Annotated in this window: 18 protein-coding genes; 9 read left to right on the top strand and 9 right to left on the bottom strand. The window is 35.3% G+C overall.

Annotation, left to right across the window (positions count from 1 at the left end):
• The 7 genes from OZP13_RS15725 to OZP13_RS15695 all read left to right on the top strand — a co-directional run bounded on the left by OZP13_RS15725 (position 1) and on the right by OZP13_RS15695 (position 10,528).
• On the top strand, positions 1 to 3,336 hold the full coding sequence (locus OZP13_RS15725) for a hypothetical protein (RefSeq protein WP_269241065.1): 3,336 nt from the start codon (positions 1 to 3) through the stop codon (positions 3,334 to 3,336).
• Positions 3,333 to 3,752 carry an rRNA maturation RNase YbeY gene (ybeY, locus tag OZP13_RS15720; protein WP_269241064.1) on the top strand — a complete coding sequence of 140 codons (420 nt, stop codon included), beginning with the start codon at positions 3,333 to 3,335 and terminating at the stop codon, positions 3,750 to 3,752. The genes OZP13_RS15725 and ybeY overlap by 4 nt, the downstream gene beginning before the upstream one ends.
• A 142-nt stretch (positions 3,753 to 3,894) precedes the next feature.
• The gene (mnmG, locus tag OZP13_RS15715) at positions 3,895 to 5,766 is read left to right on the top strand and encodes a tRNA uridine-5-carboxymethylaminomethyl(34) synthesis enzyme MnmG (protein ID WP_281297787.1); all 1,872 of its coding nucleotides are present in this window, start codon (positions 3,895 to 3,897) and stop codon (positions 5,764 to 5,766) included.
• Positions 5,767 to 5,898: 132 nt separating this feature from the next.
• Positions 5,899 to 6,747, top strand: coding sequence for a class I SAM-dependent methyltransferase (locus tag OZP13_RS15710; protein WP_269241063.1), 849 nt, complete (start codon positions 5,899 to 5,901; stop codon positions 6,745 to 6,747).
• A gap of 247 nt (positions 6,748 to 6,994) precedes the next feature.
• Positions 6,995 to 7,555, top strand: coding sequence for an OmpH/Skp family outer membrane protein (locus tag OZP13_RS15705; protein ID WP_269241062.1), 561 nt, complete (start codon positions 6,995 to 6,997; stop codon positions 7,553 to 7,555).
• 98 nt (positions 7,556 to 7,653) lie between these two features.
• Positions 7,654 to 9,921 carry a helix-turn-helix domain-containing protein gene (locus OZP13_RS15700; protein ID WP_281297786.1) on the top strand — a complete coding sequence of 756 codons (2,268 nt, stop codon included), beginning with the start codon at positions 7,654 to 7,656 and terminating at the stop codon, positions 9,919 to 9,921.
• An 88-nt stretch (positions 9,922 to 10,009) separates the two neighbouring features.
• Positions 10,010 to 10,528, top strand: coding sequence for an energy transducer TonB (locus OZP13_RS15695; protein ID WP_281297785.1), 519 nt, complete (start codon positions 10,010 to 10,012; stop codon positions 10,526 to 10,528).
• 45 nt (positions 10,529 to 10,573) lie between these two features.
• On the opposite strand, the gene OZP13_RS15690 is transcribed toward OZP13_RS15695, so the two are convergent.
• Entirely contained in the window at positions 10,574 to 11,527 is a 954-nt protein-coding gene (locus OZP13_RS15690) for an HU domain-containing protein (RefSeq protein ID WP_269241059.1), read from the bottom strand.
• Between the two features lie 102 nt (positions 11,528 to 11,629).
• Between OZP13_RS15690 and dprA the strand changes: the two genes are divergently transcribed.
• Positions 11,630 to 12,730 (top strand): DNA-processing protein DprA, encoded by a 1,101-nt coding sequence (gene dprA, locus OZP13_RS15685; protein WP_281297784.1) that lies wholly within the window; start codon positions 11,630 to 11,632, stop codon positions 12,728 to 12,730.
• 6 nt (positions 12,731 to 12,736) lie between these two features.
• On the opposite strand, the gene OZP13_RS15680 is transcribed toward dprA, so the two are convergent.
• Genes OZP13_RS15680 through trpS form a run of 3 tightly spaced genes read right to left on the bottom strand, consistent with a single transcriptional unit; the run spans position 12,737 to position 14,401 of the window.
• The gene (locus OZP13_RS15680) at positions 12,737 to 13,093 is read right to left on the bottom strand and encodes a HepT-like ribonuclease domain-containing protein (protein ID WP_281297783.1); all 357 of its coding nucleotides are present in this window, start codon (positions 13,091 to 13,093) and stop codon (positions 12,737 to 12,739) included.
• Positions 13,083 to 13,370, bottom strand: a complete 288-nt coding sequence (locus OZP13_RS15675; protein WP_269241055.1) for a nucleotidyltransferase family protein — start codon at positions 13,368 to 13,370, stop codon at positions 13,083 to 13,085. The genes OZP13_RS15680 and OZP13_RS15675 overlap by 11 nt, the downstream gene beginning before the upstream one ends.
• A gap of 59 nt (positions 13,371 to 13,429) precedes the next feature.
• Positions 13,430 to 14,401 carry a tryptophan--tRNA ligase gene (trpS, locus tag OZP13_RS15670; RefSeq protein WP_281297782.1) on the bottom strand — a complete coding sequence of 324 codons (972 nt, stop codon included), beginning with the start codon at positions 14,399 to 14,401 and terminating at the stop codon, positions 13,430 to 13,432.
• Between the two features lie 113 nt (positions 14,402 to 14,514).
• On the opposite strand from trpS, the gene OZP13_RS15665 reads away from it, so the two are divergent.
• Positions 14,515 to 15,261 (top strand): lysophospholipid acyltransferase family protein, encoded by a 747-nt coding sequence (locus tag OZP13_RS15665; protein WP_281297781.1) that lies wholly within the window; start codon positions 14,515 to 14,517, stop codon positions 15,259 to 15,261.
• 45 nt (positions 15,262 to 15,306) lie between these two features.
• Here OZP13_RS15665 and OZP13_RS15660 read toward each other — a convergent pair whose 3' ends face one another.
• The 5 genes from OZP13_RS15660 to OZP13_RS15640 all read right to left on the bottom strand — a co-directional run bounded on the left by OZP13_RS15660 (position 15,307) and on the right by OZP13_RS15640 (position 20,000).
• Entirely contained in the window at positions 15,307 to 16,731 is a 1,425-nt protein-coding gene (locus OZP13_RS15660) for a hypothetical protein (protein WP_281297780.1), read from the bottom strand.
• Positions 16,728 to 17,270 carry an RNA polymerase sigma factor gene (locus OZP13_RS15655; RefSeq protein ID WP_281297779.1) on the bottom strand — a complete coding sequence of 181 codons (543 nt, stop codon included), beginning with the start codon at positions 17,268 to 17,270 and terminating at the stop codon, positions 16,728 to 16,730. Before OZP13_RS15655 ends, OZP13_RS15660 begins: the two co-directional genes overlap by 4 nt.
• A gap of 12 nt (positions 17,271 to 17,282) precedes the next feature.
• Entirely contained in the window at positions 17,283 to 17,693 is a 411-nt protein-coding gene (locus tag OZP13_RS15650) for a hypothetical protein (protein WP_269241049.1), read from the bottom strand.
• 163 nt (positions 17,694 to 17,856) lie between these two features.
• Positions 17,857 to 18,861, bottom strand: coding sequence for a recombinase RecA (gene recA / locus OZP13_RS15645; RefSeq protein ID WP_281299457.1), 1,005 nt, complete (start codon positions 18,859 to 18,861; stop codon positions 17,857 to 17,859).
• 869 nt (positions 18,862 to 19,730) lie between these two features.
• Positions 19,731 to 20,000 (bottom strand): HepT-like ribonuclease domain-containing protein, encoded by a 270-nt coding sequence (locus tag OZP13_RS15640; protein WP_349293478.1) that lies wholly within the window; start codon positions 19,998 to 20,000, stop codon positions 19,731 to 19,733.
• Positions 20,001 to 20,026 lie beyond the last annotated feature (26 nt).

The following is a 20,026-nucleotide window of genomic DNA, read 5'->3' as shown; positions in this document are numbered from 1 at the left end:
ATGGTTACTTTTAGCGGTTATAAAATCAATGAGCAAATTTTGGAACAATCAAAATTCATATATCAAAAGCTGGAACTTTTCATCAAGAAGTTTTACACCAACGAACTGATTCGGGGAATGATTTTCTTCGTCGGACTGGGATTGCTGTATTTCTTGTTCACACTTTTTGTGGAATATTTCCTTTGGCTCAAGCCAATGGGAAGAACCGTTTTGTTTTGGACTTTTATTGGTGTGGAATTTTTTCTTTTGTTCCGATTTATTTTGTTTCCCATTTTCAAATTATTCAAACTCCAAAAAGGAATTGATTACAAAGAAGCGTCAGCAATTATTGGAAATCATTTCACGGAAGTAAATGACAAATTGACGAATTTCCTTCAATTATCCAACGATCAAAACCAATCGGAATTGTTGTTGGCTTCGATAGAACAAAAGGCCAATTCTCTACAACCAATTCCTTTTGTAAATGCAGTTAATTTTAATACGAATCGAAAATATTTGCCATTGGCGATATTGCCAATTTTGTTATTTGCGTTCTTTTATGTTTCGGGAAACAGTAAAATTATTTCTCAAAGTTTGAATAGGGTAGTACATTTTCGGGAGCAGTTTTTGCCACCTGCACCATTTGAATTTGTAATGTTGAATGCTAATTTGCAAACAGAACAAAATAAAGATTTCATCATTCGTATTAAAACCGAAGGAAAAATTGTTCCTGAAAATGCGATGATTTTCATTGGAGACGAAAGTTATTTTATGGAAACAACCAAACCAGGTGAATTTCAATATCGAATAGAAAAACCTTTATCCAACGTTTTGTTCCACGTGGAGGCGAATGCAGTTTCTTCATCGGATTATGAATTGAATGTGGTGACTGTTCCGTCGATTGCTAATTTTGAAATGGTTTTGAATTTCCCTTCTTATCTAAAAAAGAAACAGGAAATTATCAAAGGAAATGGAAACACCATTCTTCCCGAAGGAACTCGTGTGACTTGGAGAATCAATACTTTGGCAACCCAAAATGTGGTGTGGAGAGATTTGACTGCTAGTTTTCCTTTTTCTAAGTCTGAAAATGATTTTACTTTATCAAAAGTTATTGCTCAAAATACAGAATATCAAATTCTCACGTCTAATGCCAAAATAAAGAACTACGAGAAGTTAAATTACCAAATTTCGGTAATCAAAGATCAGTTTCCAACCATAAACGTATGCAATGCTCCAGATAGCCTTAAAATTGACAAAAACTATGTTTTGGGGCAAATTTCGGACGATAATGGATTGCATAAACTCCAAGTGGTTTATTATCCAAAAAACAAGCTTTCTTTGGTTAAACGTGGAACAATCGCTGTGAAGTCCAATTTGTACGATCAGTTTATTTTTGCTTTCCCAAGTTCGCTTCCAGTGGAGCAGGGAGTTTCTTATGAATACTATTTTGAGGTTTTTGATAACGATGCGATTCATAATTTCAAAAGCACGAAATCATCTGTTTTCTCCAATCGTATTGCTACGGATGATGAGAAAGAAGATCAGCAATTCCAACAGCAAAATGAAAGCATTAATGGGTTGGAAAAATCATTAAAAAATCAGAACAAGCAAATTTCCGAGATAGATAAATTGCAAAAATCTGGAAAAGAAAAAGATAATCTTGAATTCAAAGACCAGCAAAAAATTAATGATTTTATTAAGCGTCAAAATCAGCAGGATAAAATGATGAAAGAATTTGCCGAGAAAATGAAAGATAATTTGGATAAAACCAAAACAGACAAAAAAGACGATTTCAAAGAAGAACTGCAAAAAAGATTAGAAAACGTCGACAAAGATTTGGAGAAAAATAAAAAATTATTGGATGAATTAAAGGAACTCAATGACAAAATTGAACAAGAAGACTTGATGGAGAAAATGGATAAGTTCAAACAAACTGCCAAAAATCAATCGAAGAGTTTGGAACAATTGGTTGAGCTGACCAAGAAATATTACGTTCAAAAAAAGGCAGAACAATTAAAAGATAAATTGGATAAGCTTTCAGATAAGCAAGATAATTTATCAAACAAAGACAAAGAAAACACTAAAGAAAACCAAGACGAAATCAACAAAGAATTTGACAAAATCCAGGAAGATTTACAAGAATTAGAAAAAGAAAATAAGGAACTGAAAAAGCCTTTGGATATTCCAAATGACAAACAAGAGCAAAAAAGCATCGATGAAGATTTGAAAAAAGCTTCAGATGAATTGCAAAATGATAAAAAATCTTCTGCCAAGCCCAAGCAAAAAAGTGCAGCCAAAAAGATGAAACAAATGTCCCAGAAAATGGAACAAAGTATGGAAGGTGGCGAAATGGAACAACTGGAAGAAGACATTGCAATGTTGCGTCAAGTTCTGGATAACCTTTTGGCTTTTTCATTTTCACAAGAAGATTTGTTGGGTAAATTCAAAGGATATAAAATAGGTTCGCCGGCGTTTAATAAAGCTTTGAAAAATCAACAAGACTTAAAATTACAGTTCAAACACATTGACGACAGCTTGTTTGCAATGTCTTTGCGTAACCCAAAAATTGGAGAAAATATAACCAAAGAAATTGGGAACGCTCATTATAATTTAGACAAATCTTTGGAGACTTTAGCAGATGCCCAAATTGCAAAAGGAGTTTCTCATCAGCAATACACGGTATCTTCTGCCAATAAATTAGCTGATTTTTTAAGTGACATTCTCAACAATATGCAAATGTCAATGTCAGGCGAAGGGCAGGGAAAACCAAAACCCGGTCAAGGAGAAGGAATGCAATTGCCAGACATTATTAAAAAGCAGGATGGTTTGGCCGACAAGATGAAAGAAGGATTGAAGAAAGAGCCAAAACCTGGAGAAGGGAAAGAGGGCGACAAGGGTAAAGAAGGAAAAAAACCCGGATCAGAAGGACAAAACGGGGAAGATGGCGAAGGCGATGCCAAGGCAATAATGGAAATTTATAAAGAGCAAAAGCAATTGCGTGAAGCTTTACAAAACGAATTGAACAAACAAGGAATTGGCGGAAGCGGACAGAATGCCTTGGAACAAATGAAACAAATTGAAAAGCAATTATTGAACAAAGGTTTTAAAAACGAAACGCTGCAAAGAATCTTGAATGTTAAGCAAGAATTGTTAAAACTAAACACGGCAATTCAGCAGCAAGGACAAGAAAACAAACGTCAAGCAGAAACTAATAAAAAGGAGTTTTCTAATCAATCTAAACCCTTGCCATCGGCTTTGTTGGATTATTTAAACAGTATAGAAATATTAAATAGACAATCCTTACCTTTGCGCTCCAATTTTAATCAAAAAGTTCAAGAATATTTCAATAAAAAATGATAGACTTTAATTACGAAACCGAATTTATTTTAGATAACGAAGAAGCAATTGCTAATTGGATTTCTAATGTAATTGTGTCGGAAAAGAAGAATGAAGGGGATATAAACTATATCTTTTGCGACGATGAGTATTTGCATCAAATAAATGTGGAGCATTTAGGCCACGACACTTTAACGGATATTATCAGTTTTGATTATACTGTGGGTAATGAAATTAGTGGCGACATCTTTGTTTCTATTGAAAGAGTAAAGGATAATGCATTTGATTTCAATGTTCCTTTCGACGAAGAATTAAGACGAGTTCTGGTTCACGGGATTTTGCATTACTGTGGATATAAAGACAAATCCGAGGTAGATGAGCTTTTGATGAGAAGTAAAGAAGATGAAAAACTGGCTATGTTTCACGTGGAACAATAGTATTCGGTTTTCAATTTTGTAGATTAATGTTTCACGTGGAACATTGCTTTATGAAGTAGAAATTATAAATTGATTGTTTCACGTGGAACAATATTAAAAATGATTTTGGGCTGTAAGTTTGAAATCAAAAATCAAAGAAAAAATGTTTCTAGAAGAATATGATGTAATTGTTGTTGGTGCAGGTCACGCTGGTTGTGAAGCTGCTGCTGCTGCCGCCAATTTGGGTTCGAAAACTTTATTGGTAACAATGAGTTTGCAAAACATTGCGCAAATGTCCTGTAATCCTGCAATGGGAGGAATCGCAAAAGGACAAATCGTTCGCGAGATTGATGCACTTGGCGGTTATTCCGGAATTGTTTCGGACAAGACTGCCATTCAATTCAAGATGTTGAACAAATCCAAAGGGCCTGCAATGTGGTCTCCAAGGGTTCAAAGTGATCGAATGCGTTTTGCAGAAGAGTGGAGAATGATGCTGGAAGGAACTCCGAATCTTGATTTTTACCAAGAAATGGTCAAAGGGTTGATTATTGATAACGGAAAAATAAATGGAATTAGAACCGCTCTTGGAGTTGAAATTAAATCCAAATCTGTGGTGCTGACAAATGGAACTTTTCTGAATGGTTTGATTCATATTGGAGAAAAACAATTTGGTGGAGGGAGAGCAGGCGAGAGTGCAGCTTATGGAATTACCGAAGATTTGGTTAATGCAGGATTTCAATCCGGAAGAATGAAAACAGGAACGCCTCCTCGTGTTGATGGGCGTTCTTTGGATTATTCTAAAATGAATGAAGAAAAAGGCGATGCCAAGCCAGATAAATTTTCGTATTCGGATATTACTACGCCTTTGATTCATCAAAGGTCTTGTCATATGACTTATACTTCTCTTGAAGTTCACAATATTTTGAGAGAAGGTTTTGATCGTTCGCCAATGTTCAATGGAAGAATCCAATCGCTAGGCCCAAGATATTGTCCATCTATCGAAGACAAGATTAATCGTTTTGCCGACAAAGAAAGACATCAATTGTTTGTGGAGCCTGAAGGATGGAATACTTGTGAGGTATATGTGAATGGATTTTCGACATCGCTTCCAGAGGATATTCAATTTAAAGCTTTGAGTTCTGTTGTTGGTTTTGAGAAAGTGAAATTTTTCCGCCCAGGGTATGCCATCGAATATGATTATTTTCCTCCAACGCAATTGAAACATACGTTGGAAACTAAATTAGTTGAAGGGTTATATTTTGCCGGACAAATAAATGGAACAACTGGATATGAAGAAGCAGCTTCCCAAGGGTTGATGGCCGGAATTAATGCGGCATTGAAAGTTCAGGAAAAAGCGCCGTTTACTTTAAAAAGAGACGAAGCTTATATTGGTGTTTTAATTGATGACTTAATTACGAAAGGAACGGAAGAACCCTATCGAATGTTTACTTCTCGTGCGGAGTTTAGAACTTTATTGCGTCAGGATAATGCCGATTTTAGATTAACGCCAATGTCTTATGAAATAGGTTTGGCTTCCGAAAAACGTTTACGCAGAATGGAGCACAAATTGAACGAATCCGAAAAGATGGTTGCCTTTTTCAAAGAGACCAGTGTTACGATGGCTGAAGCGAATCCAATTTTGGAATCCAAGGATACCGCTTTGATTACGCAAGGTGATAAAATGTTTAAAGTGTTCTCTCGTCCTCAAATCGATTTGGAAGATATCATCAAATTTGAAAAAGTGGCTGCTTATGTTGCTGAAAACAATTTGGATCAGGAAATATTAGAACAAGCCGAAATTCAAGTGAAATATTCTGGCTATATTGAAAAGGAAAGAAATAACGCCAATAAGTTGACTCGTTTAGAAGACGTGAAAATTCCTGAGAATTTCGATTACAATAAAATCAAATCGATGTCTATAGAAGCGAAGCAGAAATTAAGCAAGATTCGCCCCGTGACGATTTCACAAGCTTCTAGAATAAGCGGAGTGTCGCCAAGCGATGTTTCCGTATTGTTGATTTATATGGGCAGATAATAAGTTCGCAGTCGCAGTGTTCAGTAATCAGAAAAGAAAACTTCGACAACGTTCCACGTGAAACAAAACAAAAAATTATTATATATTAAAGAGGTTCAGCTGTAAACGCGACTGTAAACTGAAAACTTAAAAATGGACATTTCAAACAAAAAACATTTTCTTACTGTAAAAGATTATTCGGTTTCAAAAGAAACTTTCGATTTGTATTATGACGAAACTTTGGATATGCTAATTACGCATCCGCAACCGAGTTTGGATAATTTGGGCAAATATTACGAAAGTGAAGATTATATTTCCCACACAGACAACAAACGTTCTTTGTTTGAAAAATTATACCATTTCATAAAAAGCATTGCTTTAAAGAATAAATTGAATTTAATCAATTCGCTTCAACCACAAAAAGGAAGAATTTTAGATATTGGAACTGGAACTGGAGAATTTTTATCGGTGGCAAAAAATGACGGTTGGGAAACAATAGGAGTGGAGCCAAGCGACAGGGCAAAATCTATTGCAAAAAGCAAAGGAGTTTTATTTGTGGAGGAAACGAGTGAATTGGAAAATCATTCTTTTGACGTGATTTCGATGTGGCACGTTTTGGAACACGTTCCGGATTTAGACAAACAGATTAAAGAATTGAAACGATTGTTGAAACCCACAGGAACATTAATTATTGCCGTTCCTAATTTCAAATCTTTCGACGCAAAACATTACGGAAAATTTTGGGCAGCTTTTGATGTGCCGATTCATTTTTGGCATTTTTCAAAAAAGGCGATAAAATTACTTTTTGAAAAAGAAGAAATGAAATTGGAAAAAGTCTTGCCAATGAAATTTGATTCATTTTATGTGAGTTTACTTTCCGAAAAATACAAATCCGGGAAAATGAATTTTGTAAAAGCTTTTTTCACGGGATTGCAATCAAATTGGAAAGCAAAGAAGGATTTTGAGTATTCTTCACATATTTACATCCTAAAAAACAAGTAAAAATCATTTTAAGCGCTTTTAAGCGCTTTTTTTGACTCTAATGAGTAAATAGATTCGGATTTTTAATAAAATCGTTTATTCGAAAGCTATGAAATCCGTTTTTGATAGTGATTATTTATAAATTTTATGGTTCTAATAGTAAATACTTATATAATAAATGTTGTAGCATTTTTCTAACTTTAGCGCAATGCTACTTATTTTTTTATATTTTTGTTACCAATTCTTAAAAAATTAGAAAAACACCAAAATGAAAAAAATAGTAGTAATTATTGTGCTTGCAATTACAATTGTTTCTTGCAATAAACCAGCAGCAGAAGTTAAAGAAGTAAAAACCGCTTATGTCGACACTTCGGTATTGATGAAAGAATATATGGCAACAAAAGATCTTGATGCTAAATATAAAGCGAAAGGTCAAGAAAAAGGAAGACAACTTCAAGCCGAAATTGATAGATTCAAACAAGAGGCTCAAAATTTTCAAGCACAAGCACAAGCCAATGGACAAGCTTGGGCACAACAAAAAGGAGCTGAATTGCAAAGAAGAGAACAACAATTAGCTCAAGCGCAACAAGCATTAGCCCAACAATTACAACAAGAAGGCGGTATTGAGATGGACAGTTTAGTGGCTAACGTGAAAAGAACCATTAAAGCTTATGGCAAAGAAAAAGGCTATGCTTACATTTATGGAACAGGCGACTCTAATGCCAGTATTTTATATGCCGAAGATAAATTTGATATTACCAAAGAAATCATCAAATTATTGAATGACAAATACAAAGCTCCTGCTGTAAAAGAAGAAGCTAAAAAATAATTTTGCAAAAAATTGTCTATTAAATGTCACGCAATTGCGTGACATTTTTTGTTTTATCTCTTTAAAAACAATATTTTAGCTTTCAAATTATACGCCTTATGCAATCCATTTCCGAAGCCGCCATTTATACCCTGAGATTTATCAATCAAACCCATCGTTCCGTTTTCCTTACGGGAAAAGCCGGAACAGGAAAAACGACACTGTTGCGTGAAATTATTCAAACCACACACAAAAATACGGTTGTCGTTGCACCTACAGGGATTGCGGCATTAAATGCGGGAGGAGTGACGATTCACTCGATGTTTCAGTTGCCTTTCGGCGGATTTATTCCCGACAATTCGTCGCCCCATTTTTCCGAAAACACCAAGTTTGAAACCAAAGCCACTTTGCGCAGGCATTTCAAAATGAGTGGTTTAAAGAAATCGGTCATTCGAAATATGGAATTGCTCATCATTGACGAAGTGAGTATGCTTCGTGCCGATTTGTTGGACGCGATGGATTTTATGATGCAAACCGTTCGTAAAAAAAGTACACCTTTTGGAGGTGTTCAAGTTTTGTATATTGGCGATTTATTGCAATTGCCACCCGTAATTCGGGATGAAGAATGGCGCACATTGCGAACGTATTACAAAGGAAAATTCTTTTTCCATTCGCACGTAATCCAGCAAAACCCGCCTTTGTATATTGAATTAGATAAAATTTTTCGTCAAAGAGATGAGGTTTTTATTTCGATTTTGAATAATTTGAGAAACAATCAAATTTCACAAGAAGATATTCAAAATTTGAACAAATATGTGAATCCAAATTTTGATCTGAAGGCCAACAAAGGCTACATCACTTTGACAACCCACAACGCCAAAGCCGATGCGATGAATGCCCAAGCCTTGGAAGATTTGGAAGGAAAGTTGGTTGTTTACAAACCGTCGATTGTGGGCGATTTTCCAGATAAAATATATCCCGTTGATGAAGAATTAAAATTAAAAGTAGGAGCACAGGTGATGTTCGTAAAAAATGATTTGTCTTTCGACAAAAAATATTTCAACGGCAAAATGGGAATCATTAAATCACTTTCTAAGGATGAAATTTTGGTTCATTTTCCCGAAGAAAATTTAACGATTGAAGTAGAAAAATACGAATGGGAAAACATTCGTTACAAAGTCGATGAATTGACCAAGGAAATAGAAGAGGAGGTTTTAGGCACTTTTGTGCATTATCCGATAAAACTCGCTTGGGCGATTACCGTTCACAAAAGCCAAGGATTGACTTTTGACAAAGCTGCGCTCGATGTTTCGCAAGTTTTTCTTCCCGGACAAGCATATGTTGCTTTATCGCGTTTACGTTCGTTAAACGGCTTAATTTTGCTTTCTCCGTTGCGAATGAATGGGATTTCGAACGATCAGGACGTGATGGATTATTCGCTGAACAAAGCTTCGGAAGAATTGCTGAAAAACGCTTTGCATTTCGAAACCAAAAATTTCATTCATAACTATTTGACAACCAGTTTCGATTGGGCAGAATTGGCACAAGAATGGCGCAATCACAAGTTCAGTTATTCGGATAATTCGGAAAGTTCGGCCAAATCCAAACAAGCAAGTTGGGCTGTAAAACAATTGGAAGCCATAAACAGACTTTTGGATCCATCCCAAAAGTTCATCGTACAATTGAATAAAATTTTCAATGCGGAAACCGTCGATTTGAACCACGTTTCGGTGCGTTTCTTGGCGGCCTACAATTATTTCATTAAGCCGATGGACGATTTGGTTTTTGAAATTCTTTGGAAAGTTGAAGAAATCAAACGCCTCAAGAAAGCCAAAGCTTTTTATGACGAATTGATGGTTTTGGAAGAACTGCAAACCAAGGCCGTTTTGCGATTAATGAAAGCCAAATTATTGATTGAAACCGTGGTGGCGGGCGAAACGATTTCGAAGGAAAAATTGACTTCGGACACGATTAAAAAATACATCAGCCATAAAACGGAAGCCATTCAAGCGCAATTCAAGGAAGTCAATGTTACTTTGATTGAAGACGAAGTTGATGTGGAACGCTACACCAAAAAGAAAAAAGAAACGAAAGAACCCAAGAAATCCACCATTCAGGAAACTTATGAATTGTGGCTTGAAAAGAACACTATCCAAGAAATTGCCGCGATTAGAAAGTTCACTGAAGAAACCATTCTAGGGCATTTAACCAAATTGATTATTGCCAAAACGATAAGCATCAACGATGTTTTGCCCGAGGATAAAATCCAGGAACTGACCGAGGCTTTTTATGGTTATAAAGAAGAATCGATTTCACCTTTAAAAGAAAAATATGGCGATAAATTTACTTGGGAGGAACTGCGAATGTTCAAGACGAGTTTGAATTAAAGAAAAAAAATCTGGATATTTTATAATTAATTATCTATACATTTGTAAAACAAATATTACTAAGTAGTTGGGTATTAAAGCTTATACAATGAAAAAATTATTTTTATTCTTCTTCGTACTTTTTACTTCATTTTCTTTTGGACAAACCAAAAAAAAAGTAATAGTTACTTATTGTCCTGAAGTTAAAGATACTATACGCATTGTCAAAGTTAATACTGGAAATTTTAACGATGATGATCTAACAATAAACACTCTTAATTCAATTCAAGCTGTAATAAGTGAAGAAGAAAATACTATTTATAATGCTGAAGGAATAGAAGTTAAGCCAGAATTTCCTAGAGGGATTCAAAATTTTTATGCTTTTGTAGGTAAGAACTATAAAATGCCTGATGAACTAGGATTGGAGGGCAAGGTTTATGTTTCTTTTGTAGTTGAAAAAGATGGTTCATTAACAGATATTAAAGTTCTTAGAGATATTGGTTATGGAACAGGTAAGGAAGCCGTAAGAGTGCTACAGTTTTCTCCAAAATGGAATCCTGGCGAACAAAATGGAAGAAAAGTGAGATGTTCGTATAGTTTGCCGATTAGTCTTCCTCAAAAGCAATAGATTAAAGCAAAAAAAGCCATTCAAATTAAGAATGGCTTTCGTTTTTTATAGTGATTCAATTAGCACCCAAGCATCAGGATTGTCGGTTTTTATAATTTCCTGTTTGGCTTTTTCGGCTTCGGCAAAAGTGGCGTAACTTCCGTAAAGAACAGGAAATAATCCGTGTTTGTTTTGAGGAATTCTGCGTGCTTTATAGCCTTGACTGGATAATTGTTCGAATTTCTTTTGGGCATTTGCTTCATCTCTAAATGCACCCGCCATAATGTGATAGGACATTTTTTGTTCTTTCGTTTTTACGGTAAGAGTTACGGCTGGAATCGGATTTTCAATAAAGAAAGTCGCCTCTTGAATTTTGTTTTGTACTTGTTTTTGAACCGATTGTTCTACAATAACCGTTTCATTGGCAATTTGTTGTTGGTAAATTGGATAACCAATAGCTCCAGTCAAACCTAATCCAAGAACAAAAACAGCTGCATATTTTAAATAAGCACTTGTTCTTCTTCTTTCAGGAATGAATTCTATTACTTCATTTTCTTCAATATTTTCTTCGAGAGCTTCGATTTTTTGTTCGAATAGTTCTCTTTTTACAACTGGCGAAACGAAAGCACTCAAACCAAAAGAATTAGCCAAATAATTGGTTTGGTCGTAAGGCGTGAAAATCAAATTTTCGTCGGCGTTAAGCGAAAAATTCCCCACGTTTTTGATGGAAAACAATCCGTTTTCCTGCAATGCTTTTTTCCAATTGTGAACTTCGTATTGAATCGCGCTAACGGCATATTCATAAGACGTTTTTTCGGCTTGTGCGATGTGATTGGCCAACAATCCATCGTTGTTTTTTAGATGGGCATTGAAAGAAATCATTTTCTTTGGAGGAAAAAAAGAATGAGTGCTTTCAATTAATTGAGCCGACTGGATTTCGGTCAAAAAAGCTCCAAAACCTGGAACGGTTACACATTGGTAACGATACAAAAGTTGCGAGATATATAGTTCGATGTTCATACATACAAAGTTATACATTGAAAATAGTTATCAAAATTTTATTCACAATTTTTATTAACAATCCGACTAAAATTTTATACATTTCAGCCTCAAACGATTAGTATGACAGATCAAGAATTATTTCATTTATTGGCATTGCAACAAGTAGAAGGCGTGGGCGACATTATGGCCAAAAAACTAATTACGCATTGCGGAAATGCCGAAGAAGTTTTTAAAACCAAAGCTTCCAAAATCGCTTCCATTGATGGAATTGGTTCTGTTTTAATCCAAAAATTGAAAGACAAATCCGTTTTCGAAAAAGCGGAACAAGAACTTCAATTCATCAAATCAAATGAAATCAATGTGGTTTATTTTCAGGACGAGAATTATCCAGATCGATTAAAACATTGCATCGACGGACCTGTTGTATTGTTTACCTCGGGAAATATCGACTTGAAAAACAAGAAAACCATCAGTATTGTGGGAACGCGACAAATCACGTCCTACGGAATGGAATTTTGCCGAAAATTGATTGAAGATTTGGCGCCGCTTGATCCTGTAATCATAAGTGGTTTTGCTTATGGCGTCGATATTTTTGCCCATCAATTGGCGATGGAACACGACTTGCAAACGATTGGTGTCGTGGCGCACGGTTTAAACCAAATTTACCCCAAAACTCACAAGAAATATGTGGCCAAAGTAGAGCAAAACGGTGGTTTTATGACCGAATTTTGGAGTTCGTCCAATCCCGAAAAGGAGAATTTTGTTCGAAGAAACCGGATTGTGGCGGGGATTTCCGAAGCCACGATTGTCATCGAATCTGCCGATAGGGGAGGTTCCTTGATTACGGCCAATATTGCCAATGATTACAACCGTGATGTTTTTGCAGTTCCAGGAAGAACAACCGATAAATACAGTCAAGGCTGCAACAATCTGATTAAAACCCAAAAAGCAAACCTGCTTACCAGTGCCGCTGATTTGATTTATATCTTGAATTGGGATATCGAGAGCAAAGCAAAACCCGTTCAAAAACAACTCTTTGTGACTCTCGAAAACGATGAGCAAAAAGTATACGATTATCTCCTAAAAAACGGAAAGGAATTGATGGATATCATTGCTTTGCGATGTGATTTCCCCATTTATAAAATCTCGGGAATGCTCCTGAATATGGAGCTGAAGGGAGTGATTCGACCCTTGCCGGGGAAATTGTTTGAGGCTATATAAAAAATGCTATGAGTCAAGGTTTTTAGTCTCTTCGAGAGTCTTTATGATTTGATCTTTTAGCTTTGGTAAATGAATATTTATGGTGTCCCAAACGGCTTTGAAATCTACTTTGAAATATTCGTGAACTAGAAAGTTGCGCATATCTTTTGCCAATTTCCATTCAACATCTGGGTTTTTAACTTTTATTTCATCATCTAAATTGGCAATTGCTTCTCCAATAATTTCAAAATTTCTGACGATTGCATCTTGTTTTATCCAATCTTCCAAATAATCCCCATAGTCTAAATCTTTAACTATATATTGAATTTTTTCAATTGATTCCAAAATGTGCTCTAATCTGAAAATGTTTTTGTTAATTTTCATAGATTACTTTCAAATCATTAAAAATATAATCTTTCAATTTAGGATGTATTGCATTTTCTGAAACTAAGTCTACCTCTTTTTTTAAAATTTTTTGGAGTTTATCTTGAATTTCAACAAGGTTGAATAAAGTCACCGGTGAATCGAAATTGTATAAGATGTCAATATCACTAGAAGCTGTTTCCTCACTTCTTGCCACAGAGCCAAACAACCCAATTCTTTTTGGATTATAAGGTTTTAAAACCTTGATAATGGTGTTTATTTGTCTTTTGGATAACATCTTGCAAATTTATGCTTTTTTATCGTATTTAGAATGAGACTGATAACTTTTCTGTCGATTTACTCAAACCCCAATTTTTCTCTTACCCTGGCCAAAACCCCACTGGCAACAACTCCTGCTTTTTCGGCACCAATTTTCAATAAAGCATCCACTTCTTCGAGGTTGTTGATGTAGTAATTGTATTTCTCTCTTTCGGTTTTGAATTTTTCTACAATCAGTTCAAACAAGGCTTGTTTGGCGTGACCGTAACCGTAATTTCCACCCAAATAATTGACTCTCATTTGTGCCAATTGCTCTTCATTGGCTAACAAAGAATAGATCGCAAAACAATTGCAAGTATCTGTATTTTTGGGAGCTTCGAGTGGCGTGCTGTCGGTTTCGATGCTCATTATTTGTTTGCGCAAGGCTTTGTCGTTCAAGAAAATATTGATAATATTATTGGCCGATTTACTCATTTTCCCGCCATTGGTTCCGGGAATCAACATACTGTCTTCTTGAATTTTGGCTTCGGGAAGCACGAAGGTTTCCCCCATTTGATGATTGAAACGAGAAGCCACGTCGCGCGTGATTTCCAAATGTTGCAATTGGTCTTTTCCAACGGGAACAAATTGCGCATCATACAGCAAAATATCGGCAGCCATTAGCATTGGATACGAAAATAACCCTGCGTTGACGTCTTCGAGTCTATCGGCTTTGTCTTTGAACGAATGGGCCAATGTCAATCTTTGGAAAGGGAAAAAACAACTCAAATACCAAGACAATTCGGCTGTTTGTGGCACATCGGACTGGCGGTAAAAAACTACTTTGTTCACATCCAAACCACAGGCAAGCCAAGCTGCTGCTGTGCTATAGGTGTTTTCTCTTAATGTTTTTCCGTCTTTTATTTGGGTTATCGAATGCAAATCGGCAATGAAAAGAAAGGATTCGTTTGCCGGGTTATTGGATAATTCGATTGCGGGAATGATTGCGCCAAGTAAGTTTCCTAAATGTGGTGTTCCTGTGCTTTGAACGCCGGTGAGTATTTTTGCCATTATAAATTTTATTGACCGCGAAGGTTAGAAAGATTATTGTTTTAATTTCTTAAAAGTTTCCAAATTTAATGCTTTTATAAATAATAGCATAGTTTTACTTACTTTTGAAAACTATGAGAGGAATAAAAATTATTTTTTGGTGGCTTTGGCGGGTTTGGTTTTACGTTTTGATGACCATTCCAATTTTGGTTATGCTTCCCTTTTTGGTGTTGTCTATTTTGACCGAAAGCGGCTATCCTTATTTCTTTAAAATGGCGAGAATTTGGGCAAAATTCATTCTTTTCGGGATGGGATTTTACTATAAAATCGAAAAGGAACAGGAATTAGACAAAGACAAAAGCTATATGCTTATCGCCAATCACACTTCGATGATTGACATAATGTTGATGCTGGTCACGATACCCAAACCCTTTGTTTTTGTTGGTAAAAAAGAGTTGGTCAAAATTCCCTTGTTTGGATTTTTCTACAAACGCACTTGTATTTTGGTGGATAGATCCAGTTCCAGAAGTAAGCATAGTGTTTTTGAACATGCCCAAAAAAGAATCAATCAAGGGCTCAGCATTTGTATTTTTCCCGAAGGGGGCGTTCCTGATGACGAATCGATACTTTTAGATCATTTCAAGGATGGTGCCTTCCGATTGGCCATTGATCACCAATTGCCTATTGTTCCAATGACTTTTGGAGACAATAAAGAACGTTTTTCCTTTACTTTTCATAGTGGAAGTCCCGGTTTGATGAGGGTAAAAGTGCATTCTTTTATCGAAACGGAAGGAAAAGTAATGGCAGACAAAAACAGTCTTAAAGAGCAATGCTGGAAAATAATCCACCAACAATTAGTAGAGTTTCAAAAGAAAAAGTAGCTAAATAATCATTTCGATAAACGGTAAATCAGGTTTAGATCCCAATTAAAAGCCATAACTGACACCAGAATACAATCCGATAAATAGCGGTTTAAAGTCACCCGAGTTATTTGAAAAGGTGTTCAATTGGTATTTAACCATTGGCTCCACATTAATTTGGAAAGATTTTAGAATCTGGTATTTGAATCCTAAACCTACATTGGTGCTAAAATGGACTTGACTCAAGTTTTTTGCTTCGCCAAGTTCAATGTTTGATTGGGGCGATACCAATGAAATTGTGTTCTCATTCAGGAACAAAGTGCTGAATCCTCCAATTAGATTTATTCCAAATTTTTTGTCTAAAACGGCATAAGAAACTTCCATCGGCAGTTCATAATAGCCCATTTTTTGGTTTAAAGTGCCCGTATTTGTCTTTTGAATCTCTTTTTCAAATGTTGGTGATGAACTGTAATTGGCTTGATTTACAAGTTTAACCACATTGTCTGAAGGATATTGGATATTTTTCAAGTTGTTGGCCGTCAATCCTGTGGAATACAACACGTTACTGTTGTTGTAGCTTAAAACTACTTTATTGACTCCAGTTCTAATCGCTATTTTATTGCTGACGGCGTATCGTATGCCTAGACCAAAACTAACGTTGTTCTCTGATTCTTTTTCATAATCGGATAGTTGTTCATCAATAGGGGAGCCGCCTGAATTGGCATTCAGGTACACTGGGGCAACGTTGGGAGCGATTTGCCATTTGTTTTTAGAATTGGATGCCACAGCCTTTTTTTGATCTGATTTGGCTTTTAAAATCTCTTCTAGTTCGTTTGGCGATTTTGGATCAATAGATAATGACTTTTTAGAATCTTTTTCCTCTTTGAAATCCTTTTTTTCTGTGGTTTGATTTGGTGCGTTCGCTAAAGCATTTGAATTTACAACGCCGTTTTTCTCCGCATTTAATGAGTGATTTTTATTGTTTTCATTTGTTACCGATTGATTTAACGACAAATTACTTTTTGGTAGAAAAACTTCAGCATTATTAGGATTCTTTTTCTGGTAAACAAGGACTTTTGAGGAGCCATAAGGGTTAATGTTTTTTTCATCTTTTGTAATGGATTTTGAAAAACTATTATTAATTATTTCTTTTTTGTACTTGTCTTTAGAATTGCTAACAATTTGGTTTTTTTTTGAATTGTTTTTGGGATAAATAGGCTTTTTATTAGATGAATCTTTCAAAATTTTAGAGTCTAAAACAATACGGTTTTCTGTTTTTGGATAAAAAGTTTGATTGGTGTTCAAAATGAATAAACCAAGTAAAAATGCGGCAGCTATTCCCGAGTATCTTAACCATAACGGAATTACTCTGCGTTTTTTATCCTTTTTTAATTCCGCTTCGATATTGAGCCAAACTTGATTGTCTGGAGTCGCTTCAAAGTCCCTTAATTTTTCTTGAAATAATCGGTCTATATTTTTTTTCTCTTTCATTTTGCCGATTTTTTTAGATTCGTCACTGTTTTTTTTTCAATTTTTTCCTTCAAGAGTAGCCTTGCCCTGTGCAAATTCGATTTAGTGGTACCAGTAGAAATGGAGAGCATTTCGCTAATTTCTTGATGCGAATAATCATCCAAGACATACAAACTAAAAACAATTCGGTACTGATCGGGGAGTTCCTGAATAATTTGCATTAAATAGTCTAGCGATAGTTCTTCTTCATCAATTTCTATATCAACATCAGGGATATTATCGGTTAATACTTCCATAAAACGCACTCCTTTGTATTTTTGGAGTGCGTTATTGATCAGTATTCTTTTTGCCCAGCCTTCAAAAGAGCCTTTTCCGCTGTATTGATTTATTTTTCGAAATATAATCAAGAATCCTTCTTGAAAATTGTCTTGGGCATCAGCATAACTAGAGGAATATTTCAAGCACAACCCAAAAAACTTTTTTTCAAACAATCGATACAATTGTTCTTGAGCTTTGGGTTGGTTTTTTTGACATTCGCTAATTAGCTTTTCTAATACCACAGATTTTTTGTTTTACTCAACTACAGGAATCTCGACTTCTTCAAAAATATTTTCTCCTTTAGCATCTTTACCTTTGTAAAATTTAAAGATATAGGAGCCAGTATTGTTGACTATAAAGTTAAATGAAACTTCTGAGATAGGAGGAACATCTGCTGTACAAACCTGATTGTTTTGTACGGCAGTTTGAATGGCAATTGTTCTGGTGTTTAAGTCTTTGTCATAATAAATTCCTTGATAAATATGACAGGAACTAGGTTTTTGGTACTTCAATTTTATTTCATAGGTTTTTCCTAAAGTAAAACTAGCAGGCACAACATAGCTATCAACAGGAAGAACTTCATAAGTATAAGTCGGATTGTCATTATCAAGACTACAACCTAAAAAAGAGGTAATTAGAATTACAAATAATACGATTTTTTTCATTTTTTTTGATTTAAGGGTTACTAAATTTTTTACTCAACAAGAGCTTTTTTAGTATAGAGTGCGTTGTTTGAAAAAGGTTGCGTATAATAACAATTTTTTGTTTTTCATTCTAAAAAAAATGCCCAAACGAACCGTTTGGGCATTTACTATTTTCCTTAAAATATTAAGCATTATTTTCCTTGATCTTGGCCTTGATTTTTTCTTCCAATTCGTCGGCCAATTCAGGATTGTCCTTGATTAATGATTTGACAGCATCACGACCTTGTCCTAATTTTGTTTCACCATAACTGAACCAAGAACCCGCTTTTTTGATGATTTCAAATTCAACGGCCAAATCCAGAATTTCTCCTGTTTTAGAGATTCCTTCGCCGTACATTATGTCAAATTCTGCAGTTTTGAAAGGCGGGGCTACTTTGTTTTTCACCACTTTAACTTTCGTTCTGTTACCCAATACGTTTTCGCCATCCTTGATTTGTGTGGAACGACGAATGTCCAAACGAACAGATGCGTAAAATTTCAAGGCATTTCCACCCGTAGTCGTTTCTGGATTTCCGAACATTACGCCAATTTTCTCTCTCAACTGGTTGATGAAGAAAACCGTACAGTTGGTTTTGCTGATGGTTCCTGTCAATTTTCTCAAGGCTTGGGACATTAAACGAGCGTGAAGACCCATTTTGGAATCTCCCATTTCGCCTTCGATTTCACTTTTTGGAGTCAAAGCAGCAACCGAGTCAATTACGACAATGTCAATCGCGCCAGAACGAATCAAGTTTTCGGCAATTTCCAAAGCTTGTTCCCCGTTGTCCGGTTGAGATATGATCAAGTTTTCGATGTCAACACCCAATTTTTCGGCATAATTTCTGTCGAAAGCGTGTTCTGCATCTATAAAAGCAGCGATTCCTCCGGCTTTTTGGGCTTCGGCAATGGCGTGCAAAGTTAAAGTTGTTTTTCCAGATGATTCTGGACCGTATATTTCGATCACTCTTCCTCTAGGATAACCGCCAACTCCCAAGGCCAAATCAATTCCCAAAGATCCAGAAGAAATGGTTTCCACTTCCACAATGGCTTTGTCGCCCATTTTCATTACGGTGCCTTTTCCGTAGGTTTTATCCAGTTTATCAAGGGTAAGTTGTAGTGCTTTTAATTTGGCTTCTTTTTCTGAACTCATCTTTTCTTTCATCTGTTTATAATAATTGTTTTTTATCGGAGGATGGAACGCCTAAAAATATTGCCGTTTTCGATGGTAATTGCATTGGGCGTTTCATTTATTTTTGGTACTTATCTTTTTGTAAAAATACTTCTTTTTTTGGAAGTTACAACAGGAATATTTTAGCGTTTTAAAAAGGAATTGAATTTCAATACTTTCTTTCCCAGTACTAATTTCAAACACTTGAAAAGCAAATTAAGATGCTGTTTTTATTAATTCATTAAATTTTTGCATGGGTCGTTGGTTTACTTATTTGAAGTATAAAGCAAAGATTGGTTATTGGTCACTATTCTGAATTTAAATGTATTGAATTTTAATAACGACCAATTCCGCATAAAACACAGTGAAATTTTATATTAGATTTTTAGAAGATATCCTTTACATGGATTGTGAACCAGAGTATACATCCGTGATTGGAAACAAATAAAAGTGTTTGATGTAGAGGGGATTGCGATGCGCTAGGCTGTTGAATTTGTGCCAATTCACATCGAGAATTCCTAATTTAATTGAGCGAAACCATTTCAATAAACGAAGAATTTTTTTTGCAGTTCCTTTTATTTACTATTGGGTAAGCAGTATAGCAGGGTTACTATACACTTACTATATAGTTACTATAAAGTTACTATAAAGTTACTATATATATGCTTCATCCATACTCTATCCATACTCTATCCATACTCTTGACCAAGCTAAACCAACTAGGTTCATTTTTGATAAATGTATTATCAAAAACACATAAAATTAGTTGGATTCTATTTTAAATTAAACCGTGATTTAATTTGAAGGTTTTTAAACAAACAACGCATTCAATTCCATGGCATCTTCGGGTTTTATTCTCCTAACAAGTCTTCCACTTCTTTTTGCAAAACGGGCAGGTTTTTAATCACAATTCCCCAAATTACATCATCTGAAACAGAATCGTAACCGTGAATTATTCGATTTCGAACGTCAACAATTTTTCTGGAATTTGAAATTTGAATGTGGTTGTCTTCTTTAAGAATTCGGCTCATTGCTTCGCCAATAATTTCGATATTTCGTTCTATGGCTCTTTTGGTTCTTAAATCATTTTGATATACTTCAAACAATTTTAGGAGTATCAACAAAATAGCTTTCAATTTCGTTTATA

It is taken from the genome of Flavobacterium limnophilum (assembly GCF_027111315.2).
In the GTDB taxonomy this organism is placed as follows: domain Bacteria; phylum Bacteroidota; class Bacteroidia; order Flavobacteriales; family Flavobacteriaceae; genus Flavobacterium; species Flavobacterium limnophilum.
Note: the sequence above shows the minus strand (reverse complement) of the source record. Positions and strands in the feature narration are given on the sequence as shown.